Source organism: Actinomadura sp. NPDC048032 (assembly GCF_040653175.1).
Classification (GTDB): Bacteria; Actinomycetota; Actinomycetes; order Streptosporangiales; family Streptosporangiaceae; genus Spirillospora; species Spirillospora verrucosospora.
On the sequence record NZ_JBEZJP010000010.1, the window covers coordinates 1 to 14,311 of the forward strand.

At 72.8% G+C, this 14,311-nt stretch carries 13 protein-coding genes; 5 read left to right on the forward strand and 8 right to left on the reverse strand.

Annotated elements, in window-relative coordinates; genetic code table 11:
* Positions 1 to 118: 118 nt before the first annotated feature.
* From AB0C69_RS02880 to AB0C69_RS02900, 5 genes are all read right to left on the reverse strand, one after another.
* Positions 119 to 805: a class F sortase gene (locus tag AB0C69_RS02880; RefSeq protein WP_360348957.1), complete on the reverse strand. Its 687-nt coding sequence runs from the start codon at positions 803 to 805 to the stop codon at positions 119 to 121.
* Positions 806 to 809: 4 nt separating this feature from the next.
* On the reverse strand, positions 810 to 1,490 hold the full coding sequence (locus AB0C69_RS02885) for a hypothetical protein (protein ID WP_360348960.1): 681 nt from the start codon (positions 1,488 to 1,490) through the stop codon (positions 810 to 812).
* 374 nt (positions 1,491 to 1,864) lie between these two features.
* Entirely contained in the window at positions 1,865 to 2,779 is a 915-nt protein-coding gene (locus AB0C69_RS02890) for a Rieske (2Fe-2S) protein (protein ID WP_345180541.1), read from the reverse strand.
* 106 nt (positions 2,780 to 2,885) lie between these two features.
* Positions 2,886 to 5,141 carry a molybdopterin-dependent oxidoreductase gene (locus AB0C69_RS02895; RefSeq protein WP_360348963.1) on the reverse strand — a complete coding sequence of 752 codons (2,256 nt, stop codon included), beginning with the start codon at positions 5,139 to 5,141 and terminating at the stop codon, positions 2,886 to 2,888.
* A gap of 155 nt (positions 5,142 to 5,296) precedes the next feature.
* The gene (locus tag AB0C69_RS02900; protein ID WP_345180538.1) at positions 5,297 to 5,917 is read right to left on the reverse strand and encodes a hypothetical protein; all 621 of its coding nucleotides are present in this window, start codon (positions 5,915 to 5,917) and stop codon (positions 5,297 to 5,299) included.
* A gap of 199 nt (positions 5,918 to 6,116) precedes the next feature.
* Between AB0C69_RS02900 and AB0C69_RS02905 the strand changes: the two genes are divergently transcribed.
* The 3 genes from AB0C69_RS02905 (at position 6,117) to AB0C69_RS02915 (ending at position 9,368) form a co-directional block, all read left to right on the forward strand.
* On the forward strand, positions 6,117 to 7,217 hold the full coding sequence (locus tag AB0C69_RS02905) for a CapA family protein (RefSeq protein ID WP_360348967.1): 1,101 nt from the start codon (positions 6,117 to 6,119) through the stop codon (positions 7,215 to 7,217).
* A 50-nt stretch (positions 7,218 to 7,267) separates the two neighbouring features.
* Positions 7,268 to 7,474 (forward strand): GyrI-like domain-containing protein, encoded by a 207-nt coding sequence (locus AB0C69_RS02910; RefSeq protein WP_360349047.1) that lies wholly within the window; start codon positions 7,268 to 7,270, stop codon positions 7,472 to 7,474.
* 73 nt (positions 7,475 to 7,547) lie between these two features.
* Positions 7,548 to 9,368, forward strand: coding sequence for an SDR family oxidoreductase (locus AB0C69_RS02915; protein ID WP_360349050.1), 1,821 nt, complete (start codon positions 7,548 to 7,550; stop codon positions 9,366 to 9,368).
* Between the two features lies 1 nt (position 9,369).
* Here AB0C69_RS02915 and AB0C69_RS02920 read toward each other — a convergent pair whose 3' ends face one another.
* Positions 9,370 to 10,359 (reverse strand): helix-turn-helix transcriptional regulator, encoded by a 990-nt coding sequence (locus AB0C69_RS02920; RefSeq protein ID WP_345180526.1) that lies wholly within the window; start codon positions 10,357 to 10,359, stop codon positions 9,370 to 9,372.
* A complete protein-coding gene (locus AB0C69_RS02925; RefSeq protein ID WP_345180525.1) occupies positions 10,356 to 11,462 on the reverse strand; it encodes an LLM class flavin-dependent oxidoreductase in 1,107 nt (368 codons plus the stop codon). Before AB0C69_RS02925 ends, AB0C69_RS02920 begins: the two co-directional genes overlap by 4 nt.
* A gap of 107 nt (positions 11,463 to 11,569) precedes the next feature.
* Here AB0C69_RS02925 and AB0C69_RS02930 point away from each other — a divergent pair, with 107 nt between their 5' ends.
* Positions 11,570 to 12,331, forward strand: coding sequence for an endonuclease/exonuclease/phosphatase family protein (locus tag AB0C69_RS02930; protein WP_360348972.1), 762 nt, complete (start codon positions 11,570 to 11,572; stop codon positions 12,329 to 12,331).
* Here AB0C69_RS02930 and AB0C69_RS02935 read toward each other — a convergent pair.
* Positions 12,328 to 13,101: an SAM-dependent methyltransferase gene (locus AB0C69_RS02935; protein ID WP_360348975.1), complete on the reverse strand. Its 774-nt coding sequence runs from the start codon at positions 13,099 to 13,101 to the stop codon at positions 12,328 to 12,330. The genes AB0C69_RS02930 and AB0C69_RS02935 overlap by 4 nt on opposite strands.
* 151 nt (positions 13,102 to 13,252) lie before the next feature.
* Here AB0C69_RS02935 and AB0C69_RS02940 point away from each other — a divergent pair, with 151 nt between their 5' ends.
* Positions 13,253 to 14,311, forward strand: coding sequence for an MBL fold metallo-hydrolase (locus AB0C69_RS02940; RefSeq protein WP_360348978.1), 1,059 nt, complete (start codon positions 13,253 to 13,255; stop codon positions 14,309 to 14,311).

Here is a 14,311-nt window from a genome sequence, read left to right on the forward strand (position 1 = left end):
ACGACGCCGAGCGCCAGCAGCGCGATCGCGGCGGTCGCGACGGCGGTCCCGAGCAGGTCGGGGACGCGGGCCGTCACGCCTTCGCGCGAGTCGGGCCGGGCCCGGCGGCGACCGGCCGTCAGGACTTGCGGTGGGTCCCCGGAACGGCGTTCCGGGGAGCGGGGATCAGGGACGCGTAGACGATGACGTTGTCCAGGTAGTGCCCTCGCTTGGCGTCGAACCGGCCGCCGCAGGTGACCAGGCGCAGTTCCGGCCGGCCCTGCTGCCCGTAGACGCTGTCGGTCGGGAACTCGTCCTTGTCGACGCGCTTGATCCGGTCGATGCGGAAGGCCGGGGCCGTGCCGTCGGCGCGGACGACCTCGATCGTGCCGCCCGGACGGAGCGCACCGAGCCGGTAGAAGGCGCCGGGGCCCGACTTGGAGTCGACGTGGCCGACCAGCACGCTGCTGCCGTTCTCGCCGGGCGTCGGGCCGTCCTCCCACCAGCCGACCTCCCGGACCCGGTCGAGCGGCGGGACGCCGAGCGTTCCGTCCCGTTCGGTGGCGACGCGGCGGATCGGCGCGTCGACCTTGATGGACGGAATTCTGACGCGTTCGGGATTGGAGGGCCGAAGTGCGATGTCCGGCTCGGGTTCTGCACTTCTCGGGGCAGGCTGCACGATGTCGGAGGACGGCGGTTGCGGCGGCGGATCGGAATGGTCGCGCACCAATCCCACCACGAACATCGCGGTCCCTGTGGCGATGAGCGCGGCGGCCAGCCGGTACCGGAAACGGTTCGACCGGCCGCCGCGCCTTCTCCTGTCCATGGGCTCAGGAAACGCCCTTCACCTGACGGCGACGGGCCACGACGGCGATGCCGCCGCCCAGGGCGAGAACCCCGAGTCCGGCGCCGGCCAGCATCGGGAAGCTCGACATCGAGGTGCCGCCGCCACCGGCCATGACGCCGCCGTGCGGCTTGATCGGCTTGAGGAACCGCACGGCGACCCACTTGCCGATCCAGGCCGGTGGGACGCTCTGGCGCAGCTGGGTCCAGCCGCTGTTCTTGCAGTCGGCGCCGATGTGCTTGCCGAAGGGCAGCGTGCCGACCTGCTTGAACTTGACACCGGGACCGTTGCGGACCGCCAGGCCGTGCCGTGCGGTGACCTCGTACCGGCAGACGCGGACGGGCGTGATCTGCTTGAGGAACCGCACGGCGACCCACTTGCCGATCCAGGCCGGCGGGACGCTGCCGCGCAGCTGGGTCCAGCCGGTCTTCTTGCAGTCGGCGCTGATGTGCTTGCGGAACGGCAGCGTGCCGACCTGCTTGAACTTGACGCCGGGACCGTTGCGGACCGCCAGGCCGTGCCGTGCGGTGACCTCGTACCGGCAGACGGCCGCCTGGCGGGCGGCGGTCGCCGCCTCGGCGTGGTTCGCGTCCGTCGCCGCTACGGCGACGGCTCCGCCGGACAGCAGCGACAGCCCGCTCGCCGCACCGGCCACGGCGAGTGCCATGCCGGTTCGCGCGCTTGTCCTCATTCTTCCCCCATCGAAATGATCTTCGGTGCCGGAGGTGTCCGGCATCGTTCCTTGATCACGCTTCCCGAGGGGAATTCCGCGCATGTCGTGCTGGTCGCAAACATTGAGAATAGTGATCAGTGTGCACTGTGAAGGCTTTATCGCGGAACGGCCAACGGCTATCTCCATAGCGCTGACCAATTGCCCATAATGGACATCCGGACCCCATTAAAAGGGGTCAATCAGTGAAACCCCCATGATCTCCCCGAGGTCGGGGCCATACCGGCATCGTCCGGAGGGCGGCGGGCACGCGCGAAGGCGCCCGCGCGCATGCGCGGGCGCCTCAGATCGAAGCCGTCAGATCGAAGCCGTCAGACCGGGCGGACCTGGAGGGTGCCCTCCTCGGTCACGCGGGTCTCGAAGGACGGCTGGCGGGCGGTGGCCGGGCCGTGGACGACGGAGCCGTCGGCCACGCGGAACGTGCTGCCGTGCCAGGGGCAGACCACGCAGGTGTCGGCGCCTTCGCCGGTCAGGACGCGGCCCTGGTGGAGCGGTCCCGCGAGGTGGCTGCAGCGGTCGGCGAGGACGTGCACCTCCTCGCCCTGCCGCAGCACGAACAGGTCGATGTAGCCGAGGCGGCGGGAGACGGGCCAGCCGTCCGGGAGGTCTTCGACGGCGCACAGGTCGTGCCAGCCGAGCGGGACCAGGTGGGCGAGCTGGTCGGCGTGGCTGGCGCCGGCGGCCTGCCGGAACGCCAGGTGCCCGCCGAGGTAGGCGCCCGCGACGAGGGCGCTGAGGCCCGCGAAGCCGAGCGCGCGCCCGGCGGCGTCGCGGCCCTGGTGGCGGGCGACGAAGGACGCCGAGTAGAGCATGCTCGCGGTGGCCGTCCCGGCGGCGTGGACGAGCCCGACGCGCTGCTGCTCGCGGTGCAGGGCCGACCAGTCGGCGATGCCGGTGAGGACGGTCGGGACGGCGCCGGCGAGCCCGGCGGCGACGAGGACCTGCGAGGCGCGGCGCGTGCCGGGGACGAGGTCGAGGACGGCGGCCGACATCCACAGCCCGATGGGCAGGTCGGTGAGCGGCGCGTGGGCCGGATGGCCGACCGGGACGCCGTGCAGGGCGTCCTTGACCGGCCCTGGACGCAGCACCCGCCGGACGGCCCCGGACAGGACGCGGATGGGACGGTCCAGGCCGTCGGCGTGCTCCAGCCTCTCGGTGGCGTCGGCCAGCCGCGCGGTCGCCTGGGGGCTCTCTCCGCGCCGGAAGATGTTGACCCGTCGGTTCATGCCCCTCCTCCGCGGTCCTGCTGGGACGCCTGTTGCGACCCTAGTCTCCCGCGTTCCTCCGCGGCCAGTCATACCTACCTGGTGCCGGGAGGGGCTAAACAACGGGTCAGCGGGCCGCCTCCAGGGTGACGGGGACCCCGTTGAGGACGGCGTTGCCCGAGAGCGGGTCGATCTCCTGCTCGTCGGTGACGGCGTTGACGTTCACCCCGGCGTGCCGGCTCGCGACCCGCGTCCGGGTCCCGGGGCGGTCGTGGCCCCAGCCGTGCGGCAGGCTGACCACCCCGACCATGATCGTGTCGGTGGGCTCGGCGACGGCCTCCAGAACGCCCGCCCGGGACGTGACCCGGACGGTGTCGCCCGCGGCGACGCCGAGGCGGTCGGCGTCGGCCGGGTTGAGCTGGAGGGTGCAGGTGTTGGAGCCGCGCACCAGCTCGGGGACGTTGTGCAGCCAGCTGTTGTTGGACCGCAGGTGCCGCCGACCGATCAGCACCATGCCGCCGGACGTCCTCGGGGCGCGGAGGGCGGAGCGGAGCCGGTCGACGTCGGCGGCGCACGTGGACGGGCACAGCTCGATCCGGCCGGACGTGGTGCACAGGACCTCCTCCAGCCGCGGCTTGAGGGCGCCGAGATCGAGCCCGTGCGGGTACTCGGTGCGCAGGCGCGTGAGCGTCAGGCCGGTGAAGCCCGCGTCGCCGCCCGGCTCCTCCCGCAGCGCGGGCTCGCCGCCGAACGCGTCGCCGTAGGGGCCGAGGCGGAGCATCATGTCGAGCCGCTGCTCGGTGAGGGTGCCGGTGTCGAGCATCTTGCGCAGCTCGTCGGGCTCGCGGCCGAGCACCGGGGACCCGGGGAGCGTGACGGCCTTCTCCAGCGTCGCCTTGATGATCATTTCGTCGAGCAGGGCGGGGTCGCCGTCCGTGCCGGACGCGGCCATGGCGAGCCGCGCGAGGATCTCGGCCTCGCCGGGCCGCCCGTCCGGCAGCGGGACGGCAGGCGGCGAGTAGCGCGCGTAGTCGCGGACGGCGAGCCCGGTGAGCGCGATGTCGTAGTGCGGGGTCTGCGCGGGCCGCGGCGGCGGCAGGACCACGTGCGCGTGCCGGGTCGTCTCGTTCAGGTAGGGGTCGACGCTGACCATGAACTCCAGACCGGCGAGCGCGCGGTCGAGCCGGGCGGCGTTCGGCGCCGACAGCGCCGGGTTCCCGCCGATCGTGATCAGCGCTCTGACCTGGCCCTCCCCGGGCGTCTCGATCTCGTCGGCGAGCGTCGCGACGGGCAGCTCGCCGTTGACCTCGGGCAGCCCGCGGACGCGGCTGCGCCACCGCCCGGTCGTGAACGGCTTCTTGCGCCGGTACACCGGGGCGTGGGCGGGCCGCGGGAACATCGCCCCGCCCGGCCGGTCGAGGTTCCCGGTGAGGACGTTCAGGACGTCCACGAGCCAGCTGTTCAGCGTCCCGTAGGCCTGGGTGCACGTGCCGATGCGGCCGTAGACGGCGGCGCGCTCGGCGGCGGCCAGCTCGCGCGCGGTCCTGCGGATCGTCGCGGCTCCGACGCCCGTGACGTCCGCGACGTCCTCGGGGGCGAAGTCGACGGCGAGGGCGCGCAGGTCGTCGAGCCCGTTGACGCGCCCGGCCAGGTGCCCGGCGGACGCGGCCAGCTCCTCGGCGAACAGGGTGTGGACGAGCGCCATCAGGAAGAACGCGTCCGTCCCGGGCCGGATGAACAGGTGCTCGTCGGCGAGGGCGGCCGTCCGCGTCCGGCGCGGGTCCACGACGACGATCTTCCCGCCGCGCGCCCGGATCGCCTTGAGCCGTCCCGGGAAGTCGGGGGCGGACGCGAGGCTGCCGTTGGACTCCAGCGGGTTCGCCCCGAGCATGAGCAGGTGCCCGGTGCGGTCGAGGTCGGGCACGGGGATCGCCAGGGGGTCGCCGAACATGTGCCCGCACGCGACGTGCTTGGGCATCTGGTCGGCGGTGCTCGCGGTGAAGAGGTTGCGGGTGCCGAGCGCGTTGACGATCGCGGACCCGTACAGCGGCCCGGCGATCGAGTGGGCCGTCGGGTTGCCGAGGTAGACGGCGACGGCGTCGCGCCCGTGCCGCGCGACGACCTCGGCCAGCCGCCGGGCCACCGTCTCGAAGGCCTCGTCCCATCCGGCGCCCTCGCCCGCCACGAGCGGCTCCGCCAGCCGGTCGGGGTCGCCGTCGAGGCTTCCGAGCGTCGCGCCCTTGGGGCAGATGTAGCCCTTGCTGAACGGATCCTTCTCGTCGCCGCGGACCCGCGTGACCGTGCCCGCCTCGTCGAGGGTCAGTGCGAGCCCGCACAGGGCTTCGCAGAGGGGGCAGGTGCGGAAGGCCGTGCGGTCGCCCATCGAGACACTCCTTGTGAACGGGACCGTCTCTCTATGATGGCCGCCCGCCTCTCACCGCGCTATGCCGCAAAGTGAACTATTAAGGCGCTCCGCGGCTTTCCCGCCAGAAATCACCATTCAGTGCGCCGCGCTCGCGTTCTTCCCTCGGGACGGGGTCAGGGGGCGAAGGGCGGGGCGGTTTTGAAGACGGGGTGCAGTTCGATGGTGGGGGCCAGGTCCGTGAGGATGCGCCGGGCGCGGGACAGGGGGTGCTGGGGGAAGTGCGGGTCCCAGCCGGGGTCCTCGGAGAGGTTGCGGGGCAGGCCGCCCTGGAGTTCCGGGGCGTAGGCGTGCTGCGCCCACCAGCGCATCATGTCCTGGAGGTCGCGGCCCTGGCCGTACTCGGTCAGGTAGTGGTTGAGCGCGGTGCTGTCCCGCATCCCGGTGACGCCCTGCTCCAGGCACTGGATCTTCAGGACGAGGCTGCGGTCCGCGCGGGGCACCGTGAAGGAGGCGACGTAGGCCACGCCGGTCGGGCGGTCGGGCAGCGGCAGCTTGATGATCTGCCGGACGGCCGGGAGCCCGTCCAGCGTGACCACGTCCAGCTCGATCAGCCCGCCGCCGGACCCGGCGGTCTTGGCGGCGGTGTCGCGGCGCAGGAGGTCGAGCTGCTCCAGGGGGGCGGGCAGGTCGGGCGGGACGTCGAAGCCGTAGAGGGCGACGGTGTCGCCGTCGGCGTTGCGGAAGGCTCCGGGTTGGAGGGGCTGCCAGCCGGTCTGGTCGAAACGCAGGGACATGAAGCTGCACGTTAACGCACAGAACGGGACGTAGGGGGAGCGTCGGTCGCCGCCCGCGGGCGGACGGCCGTCTCCATGAACATGAACGGTTCAAGAGAAAGAGTCGTACGTCTTTGCCGGGACGCGGCGCGCTCATGGCATGCTGGGCCGATCCGACCCACAGGTCCACGGGGGGCCGGACGGAGGCGAGGCGATGGCCATGCGGGGGAAGACGGGCATGCGGGGGGCGACGGCCCTGGTCGTGGTCGGAGTGGCACTGGCCGCGGCGGCGTGCGGCGGCTCGGACAAGTCCAAGGCGGAGGGCGCGACGCCCCCGGCCTCGCCGTCCGGCGGGCAGCAGGGCGGAACGCGGCCGGCGAAGGCCGCCAAGCAGCCGATCCTGCTCGCCTTCGGCGGCGACACGCACTTCGAGGGGTCGCTGCGCGGGCGGCTGGCTCAGCCGTCCACGGCGCTGGGCCCGGTCGCGAAGCAGTTGCGCGCCGCCGACCTCGCCATGGTGAACCTGGAGACCGCCATCACGACCGGGGGGACGCCCGCGCCCGGCAAGCAGTTCACCTTCCGGGCTCCGCCGACCGCGCTCACGGCTCTGAAGGCCGCGGGCGTCGACGTGACCTCCATGGCCAACAACCACGGCATGGACTACATGGAGGGCGGCCTGCGCGACTCCCTGGCCGCCATCAAGCGCAGCGGGTTCCCGGTCGTCGGCATTGGCAAGAACGCGGACGCCGCTTACCGGCCTTACCGCGTCACCGTGAAGGGCAACAGGATCGCCATCGTCGGCGCCACACAGGTGCTGGACGACCACCTGATCCAGGCGTGGACGGCCACCGACACCAAGGGCGGCCTCGCGTCGGCCAAGGACGTCCCGCGCATGGTGCAGGCGGTGAAGGAGGCGCGCCAGGGCTCGGACGTCGTCATCGTCCACCTGCACTGGGGCGCCGAGCTGAAGGGGTGCCCGCTGCCCCGCCAGCAGGAGCTCGCCAAGGCCCTCGTCGAGGCGGGCGCCGACGTCGTCGTCGGCGGGCACGCGCACATCCCGCTGGGCGGCGGGTACATGAACGGCGCGTACGTCCACTACGGCATGGGCAACTTCGTGTTCTCCTCCGCGCAGGGCCAGACGGCGAAGTCCGGCGTGCTCTTCCTCAAGGTGGAGAACGGCAAGGTCACCAAGGACAAGTGGAGCCCCGCGCTCATCTCCGGCGGCATCCCCGTGCCGATGCAGGGCGCCGCCGCCAAGGCGGAGGTCCGGCGATGGAACGGCCTGCGTTCGTGCACGGGGCTGAGCGCGCGCCCGTCCTGAGCTGGACTCTCCCACTGCGGGAGGGCCCAGGGCGAGGTCCGTGAGCAAGGATCGTTTCCTACACCGACGGACGGTGCGTGCAGGTGTTGCACCGCGGGCCGTACTCCGAGGAGCCCGCGTCCCTCGCCCGCATGGAGGCGCTGATGGAGGCCGAGGGCCTGGTGCCGCACGGCCTGCACCACGAGGTCTACCTGTCCGGCGTCCGAGAGGAGGATCCGGCCAGAATGCGCACGATCCTGCGCCAGCCGGTCCGCTAGGGAACTGTGGACACGCCGCCTCAGGAGCGTAGTTTCACGGGAAACGAGCTCCTAGGGACAGGCGGGCGTGCCGATGCGTGACCAGTGGGTGAGGTCGGGCGAGATCGAGCTGGCGGTGCGGGTGCGGGGCGTGGAGAACCGGCCGACGGTCGTCCTCGTCCACGGCTACCCGGACACGGGCGCGATGTGGGACGAGGTCGCCGGGCGGCTCGCCGAGCGGTTCCGCGTCGTCGTCTACGACGTGCGCGGGGCCGGCGCGTCCGGTGTCCCGGCCGACCCGCTGGACTACCGGCTGGACGCGCTGATGGGCGACCTGGAGGCCGTCCTGGACGGCGTGGGCGCCGACGAGCCCGTCCACCTGGTCGGGCACGACTGGGGCTCGGTGCAGGGCTGGGAGGCCGTCATCGGCGACCGGCTGCGTGGCCGCCTCGCCTCGTTCACCTCGATCTCCGGGCCGGACCGGCGGCACATGGCCCGCTGGGCGAGGGAGGCCGTCCGGTCCGGGCCGCGGGGCGTCGCGGAGGTGCTCGGGCAGGCGCGGCGCAGCGTCTACATGCCGGTCCTGATGACGCCCTGGGCGGGAGAGGTCGCGGCGAGGGTCCTCGCCGCCGGATTCGGTCGGGTGATGCGGCTGCGTGAGGGTGCCGAGCCGCGTCCCGGGCACCCGGCCGGCACGCTGCCCGCCGACGCCCGCCACGGGCTCGGCCTGTACCGCGCCAACATGGGCCGCGGCCGTGCTGCCATGGGCGGTGCCGGCACGAGCCAAACCGGTGCGGGCGCGCTCGGCGACGGGCGGACGGACGTCCCCGTCCAGCTCATCGTCCCCGTGAAGGACCGCTACGGCTCGCAGGCGCTCCTGCTGTCCGCGCGCGGGCCCGTGGAGCGCCTGTACGTGCGGCGCGCACCGGCGGGGCACTGGGTGGCGCGCAGCCACCCCGACCTCGTCGCCCGCTGGATCAGTGAGTTCGTGGAGCACGTCGAGGGCGGGCCGGAGACGCCCGCGATCGCCCACGCGCGCGCGGCCGGGCTCCCCGGCAAGGACTTCGGAGGCGACCTCGTCGTCATCACAGGGGCGGGCAGCGGCATCGGGCGCGCCACCGCCCGTGCCTTCGCCGCCGCAGGGGCCCACGTCGTCGTGGCCGACATCGACGAGGGCGCCGCCAAGCGCACCGTGGAGGAGATACAGGCGTCCGACGGCGAAGCCCATGTCTACGGGGTGGACGTGGCCGACGCGGAGGCGATGGAACGGTTCGCCGACTACGTCCGTGACACGTTCGGGGTCCCCGACATCGTCGTGAACAACGCGGGCATCGCCATCGCGGGGTCGCTGCTTGAGACGTCCGAGGAGGAGTGGAACCGCATCCGCTCCATCAACCTGGACGGCATGTACCGGGGTTCTCGCCTGTTCGGACGCCAGATGGTCGAACGCGGCGAGTGGGGCCACATCGTCAACATCTCGTCGATGGCCGCCTACCTGCCCAGCGCGGAGATGCCCGCGTACGGCGCCACCAAGGCCGCCGTGCTGCAGATGACCGAGAGCCTCCGTCTCGACCTCGACCGCTACGGGATCGGCGTCTCCGCCGTCTGCCCGGGGGTGATCGACACCCCCATCGTCGGCAGGACCCGCTTCGTCGGCCTGCCGTCCGGCGCGGAGACCGAGCTGCGCGAGCGGATAGGGCGCGCGTCCGAGCGCCGGGGGTACGCGCCGGAGAAGGTCGCGGGGGCCATCCTGCGGGCCGTCCGGCACGACAGGCCGGTGGTGCTCGTCACCGCCGAGGCGCGCTTCGGCCGCGTCCTCTCCCGCGTGTCGCCCACCGCGAACCGGGCCCTGGCCCGCATGGGGCGGCGCGCCGGGGACCGCCTCTTGACGGGCGTGGAGGGGCCCCGGGGGTGACTCAGGCGCGCATCAGGGTCTGCGAGGGCGTCTCGCCGAAGCGCTGCCGGTAGTGGGCGGCGAAACGGCTCATGTGGAAGTACCCGGCCGCCCCGGCGACCTCGGTGATCGCTCCGGGCCCGGGCCGGGCGACGGAGAGCTCCGCGCGGGCGCGGTCGAGCCGCACGCCGCGCAGCAACTGCGTGGGCGTCATGCCCCACTCGGCCTGGCAGACGGCCTGGAGCTGCCGCACGCCGAGCCCCACCGCCGCCGCGATGTCGGTGACCCCGACCGGGCGGTGGTGGTGCGCCTCGACCCACTCCCGGATGATCCCGGCCAGATGGTGGGGGACCCGGTCGGCGGGCTCGGCGAGCTTCGGCGTGCCCGTGTGGGGCAGGCCGAGCAGGATCGCCGTCAGCAGCGACTCCTCCAGGCTGCGCTCCGCCAGCGGGTGGAGGCCGCCCTGCGCCGCCGCGTCGTCGAGGACGTCGCACACGTACCGCCAGGTGCGCTCGACGATCGAGGACGGCACGAGGCCCTCCCCGCCGTCGTGGAAGCGCAGCGGCGCGGCGTGCCCGCGCCCGAGGTGGGCGCCGAGATGGTCGGCGAGCCGCCCGGTGCTCGTCGCGATGACCAGGCAGCCCTCCGTCGGATGCGGCGTCATCCGCATCGCCTCGTCGTGCGACAGGACGAGGCTTCCCGCGGAGGTCGTCCGGCGCCCGGAGGCCCGGTACTCGACGCCCATGGGCGCCATCGGCGCGCACAGGGCGAAGTGCCCCTCCGTGGGCGGCGTGTCCACGATGACGCCGCCGCCCCCGTACCGCACCCAGACGAGGTTGACCGAGCCCACGCCGAGGGCGTTGACCAGGCCGTCCATCGGCACGTCCGGTTCGAGCGCCTGGAGGTCGTGGCCGACGGCGAACGGCTCGACCGTGTCGTGCAGGACTCCCATGTCCTTGCTGAGGACGCGCCGGTGGGCGGACAGGGGCGGCTTGGCATCGGAAGAAGTCATCGTCCTGGCGGGGAAGCCGTTTCCTCATCGTCGGCGGACAGAACACCTCGGGCGCGCAGCCGCGGCATGACCTCGGCGGCGAAGTAGCCCAACTCGTCAGCGTAATTGAGGAACGACAGAGCGATACCGTCGAATCCCGCATGAGCGAAATCCGCCAGCCCGTCCGCGACGTCGTCGGGGTCGCCGACCAGCGGGCAGCTGCCGTGGCCGGCCGCGAACCTGTCGCGGTACACCTGGAGCATCTCCGGGGTGAACGACTGAGCGTGCAGCCCCTGCAGCCGCATCACCTCGTCGACGGCGGGCCAGTCGGCGCGCTCGTCGGCGTAGTAGCGCAGGAAGTCCTCCGCCTCCTTCCTGGTCGGCCGGCACACGACATGGCCGAGCGTGAAGACGCCCACCGACCGGCCGTGGGAGGCGGCCTCGGTGCGGATGGCCTTCACGATCTCGGCCCCGTCCTGCGGGCCGCCGACGACGGTGAACGCCCGGTCGGCGTTGCGCGCGGCGAACGAGCGCCCCTGCGTGGACGACCCGGCGTTGATGACGGGCAGGCTGTGCCCGTTGTACGGCTTGGGCCTGCCCACGACGTGCTTGAGCTGGAAGAACCGCCCGTCGTGGTCGAACGGCTCATCGGACGACCAGATGCGCCTGACGACGTCCCACCACTCCTGCGCGAGGGCGTAGCGCGTGTCGTGGTCGCCGGGCAGCGAGAGGCCGAACATCTCGTACTCGGGAGCGTGCCAACCGGCCACGATGTTCAGCCCGACCCGCCCCTTGCTGAGGTGGTCGGCGGTCGCGAGCTGCTTGGCCGCGACGACGGGGTGGTGGAACGCGGTGTGGACGGTGGTGAACACGCGGAGCCGGCTCGTCTGGGCGAGCAGCCCGGAGGCCCACACCAGCGGATCGAGGGCGCTGCGGTGGAAGTCGGTGTCCGGCCCCCAGTCCGTCCAGCGCGCGACCGGCAGGAGGAAGTCGATGCCGACCTCGTCCGCGATCCGTGCGAGCCGGAGATTGTCGTCCCAGGTGGCGTGCCATCGCTCCGGCGCGGTCGTGATGGCCAGCCCCGATTCGGTGTTGGGGGAGAACAAGCCGAGTTGGAATCCCATGCAGAACCTTTCTTGTCCGGCGCGCCCGGTATTGGCGGTCCGGTCGTCGCGCCCAGTATCGGAAGGCGTCGCCACGATGGGCAACGCGGTGACATAGAGTGGCCGCCATGCAGGCGCGCGTGCTCACGTTCAACACCCTTTTCAAGGGCGAGGCCCGCGCCCGGATGGGCGTCCTGGCCGAGACGATCGAACGGTCGGACTACGACGTCGTCTGCCTGCAGGAAGTCATCTCGTGGCGGGTGCTGAGCCTGCTGCGCCGCGTCGCCGCCTCGTATCCGCACGTCTCCTACACGCCGATGTTCCCGCTCGTCCGCGGTGGCCTGGTGACCCTTTCCCGCCACCCGGTGACGCGCCGTCATTTCCGGGCATACGCGCCCGCCGGGCCGGCGCGTCCCGAATGGCTGCTGGGCAAGGGCGCCCTGTTCACCCGGGTCCGGCTCCCCGGCGGCCACCTCACCGTGGTGAACACCCACCTCTCGGCGAACCTGGACATGGACTGGTCCCCCTCGAACGTCTACACGCGAGTCGAGAAGGGGGAGCTGCGCCGGCTGGCGGCGGCCGTCGACCGGATTCCGAAGGCGGAACCGCTGGTGGTGATGGGCGATTTCAACGTCCCCCGCGATTCCCCCTACCTTGCGGAGTTCGTTTCGAGCACCGGCCTGCGGGACGTTTTCGGCGGCGACACGGAACCGACCTTCCGCCCCGAGTACGCCGAGATCGGCGCCATTGACCAGGTGCTGGTCGGGCCGGGCCTCCAGGTGAAGGCGCGCCTGGTCTTCAAGGAGAAGGTCCGCCTTCCCGGCGGGCGTTCGACCGTCCTGTCCGACCATTACGGCATCGAGGCTGAGATCACGGGACAGAACGGCTAGCCGTCCTTGCGGGCCACGGCCGTCCAGCCGGCGTCGGTGATGTACTCGCCGCCGTAGGGGCGCCATTCGTGCAGGCGGACGACGCCCGGGTCGACGATGGTGAGGCCGTCCAGGAGCGCCGCCACCTGCTCGCGGGTCCGGGCCACCAGGCTCGCGCTCGCCGCCTGCGAGCGGTAGGTCTCCCCGACCCGCACGTTGCGCCGCTCCTCCAGCGCCGCGTGCGACAGGATGACGTGGCTGCCGGCGGGCAGGGCCTCGGTGAAGCGCCGGACGAGCGCCGCCGGGCCCTCCTCGTCGCGGAGGAAGTGCAGGACGGCGACGAACAGCACGCACATCGGGCGCCGGAAGTCGAGCAGCGCGCGCACCTGCGGATCGTCCAGCACCGTGTCCGGTTGGCGCATGTCGGCCTGGACGATTGTGGTCAGCTCGTCCGTGGCGACGAGGGCCCGCGCGTGGACGGTGACCATCGGGTCGTTGTCGACGTACGCGACCCGTGCGCGCGGCTGCTCCTCCCTTGCGGTCTCGTGCACGTTGCCCTGGGTGGGCAGGCCGGTGCCGATGTCCAGGAACTGGTCGATGCCGCGTCCGGCCACGTAGCGGACGGCGCGCTGGAGGAACGCGCGGTTCGCGCGGGCGACCCCCTCGACCGTGGGCAGCGCCCGCGCGACCGCCTCCGCCGCCTCGCGGTCGGAGGCGTAGTTGTCCTTGCCGCCGAGGAAGTAGTCGTACATGCGGGCGACGCTCGGCGTGCCGGTGTCCACACCGGGCACGGAAGAGGCTTCTCCGGAGTCCGCCATCCCGTCGCCACGACCTTCCTGAACGGCCCCAAATCGTGATCATTCAGTCTATGTCGCGCGGGCGTCGCGCGCGGGCGGACGCCACGCTGCGGTGAGGCTGCCACGCGGCGGTTAGGCTGCCGCCATGTGCGAGACCGGTGGCGGGACGGGTGAGGCGGCGGCGTCGGCGCCGCGCCCGGTGCACGGCGCGGCGGTCGATCCCGTCGCGCTGGAGCCGGTGGACGAGGTCGAGATCGTCACTCTCGTCGACAACGTCTACGACGCCCTGCTGGGCGATGACGAGCGGACCCGCCGGGCGGGCGCGGGCGCGGGCGTGGTGGCGGCGCCGCAGTTCGCGGGCGGCCGCACCACCGCGGGGATGATCGCCGAGCACGGCTTCTCGGCGCTGGTCACGGTGCGCCGGGCCGGCCGCTCCACGACCCTGCTGTTCGACACGGGCCGGTCGCCCGACGCGATGGTCACGAACGCCGACAGGCTCGGCATCGACCTCGGCGACATCCAGGGCGTCGTGCTCAGCCACGGCCATTTCGACCACGCGGGCGGGCTGGCGGGGATGGTGGGCCTGCGCGGCGTGCGGTCGATGCCGATGGTGCTGCATCCGCTGGTCTGGACGAGGCGCCGCCTCGCCGTGCCCGGCCGGGACGTCGAGGAGCTGCCAACGCTGAGCAAGCGGGCGCTGGACGGGGAGGGCTTCCAGGTCATCGAGCGCCGCGAGCCCTCGCTGCTCCTCGACGGCAGCGTCCTGATCACCGGTGAGGTCGACCGGACGACCGAGTTCGAGCACGGCATGCCGCCGCCGCACCAGGCCTGGACGGGCAGGGAGTGGGCGCACGACCCGCTCGTCCTCGACGACCAGGCGCTCGTCGTCCACGTCCGGGGCCGCGGGCTGGTCGTGCTGACCGGCTGCGGCCACGCGGGCGCGATCAACATCGTCCGGCACGCGCAGCGGCTGACGGGGGTCGGGGAGCTGCACGCGCTCGTCGGCGGGCTGCACCTCGGCGGCCCGGCCTTCGAACCGGTCATCGCGCCCACCGTCGCCGCCCTCACCGGCCTCGCGCCGGGGCTCGTCGTCCCGGGGCACTGCACCGGCTGGCGCGCCCAGCACGCGCTGGCCGCGGCGCTGCCCGACGCCTGGGTGCAGGGCAGCAGCGGCACCGCGTACCGGCTGAGCGCCGCCGCGTAG

Excerpts from the sequence above, each read along its gene's own strand:
- AB0C69_RS02880 (WP_360348957.1), bottom strand. The coding sequence starts at position 805 with ATGGACAGGAGAAGGCGCGGCGGCCGGTCGAACCGTTTCCGGTACCGG.
- AB0C69_RS02885 (WP_360348960.1), bottom strand. The coding sequence starts at position 1,490 with ATGGCACTCGCCGTGGCCGGTGCGGCGAGCGGGCTGTCGCTGCTGTCC.
- AB0C69_RS02890 (WP_345180541.1), bottom strand. The coding sequence starts at position 2,779 with ATGAACCGACGGGTCAACATCTTCCGGCGCGGAGAGAGCCCCCAGGCG.
- AB0C69_RS02895 (WP_360348963.1), bottom strand. The coding sequence starts at position 5,141 with ATGGGCGACCGCACGGCCTTCCGCACCTGCCCCCTCTGCGAAGCCCTG.
- AB0C69_RS02900 (WP_345180538.1), bottom strand. The coding sequence starts at position 5,917 with ATGTCCCTGCGTTTCGACCAGACCGGCTGGCAGCCCCTCCAACCCGGA.
- AB0C69_RS02905 (WP_360348967.1), top strand. The coding sequence starts at position 6,117 with ATGCGGGGGAAGACGGGCATGCGGGGGGCGACGGCCCTGGTCGTGGTC.
- AB0C69_RS02915 (WP_360349050.1), top strand. The coding sequence starts at position 7,548 with ATGCGTGACCAGTGGGTGAGGTCGGGCGAGATCGAGCTGGCGGTGCGG.
- AB0C69_RS02920 (WP_345180526.1), bottom strand. The coding sequence starts at position 10,359 with ATGACTTCTTCCGATGCCAAGCCGCCCCTGTCCGCCCACCGGCGCGTC.
- AB0C69_RS02925 (WP_345180525.1), bottom strand. The coding sequence starts at position 11,462 with ATGGGATTCCAACTCGGCTTGTTCTCCCCCAACACCGAATCGGGGCTG.
- AB0C69_RS02930 (WP_360348972.1), top strand. The coding sequence starts at position 11,570 with ATGCAGGCGCGCGTGCTCACGTTCAACACCCTTTTCAAGGGCGAGGCC.
- AB0C69_RS02940 (WP_360348978.1), top strand. The coding sequence starts at position 13,253 with ATGTGCGAGACCGGTGGCGGGACGGGTGAGGCGGCGGCGTCGGCGCCG.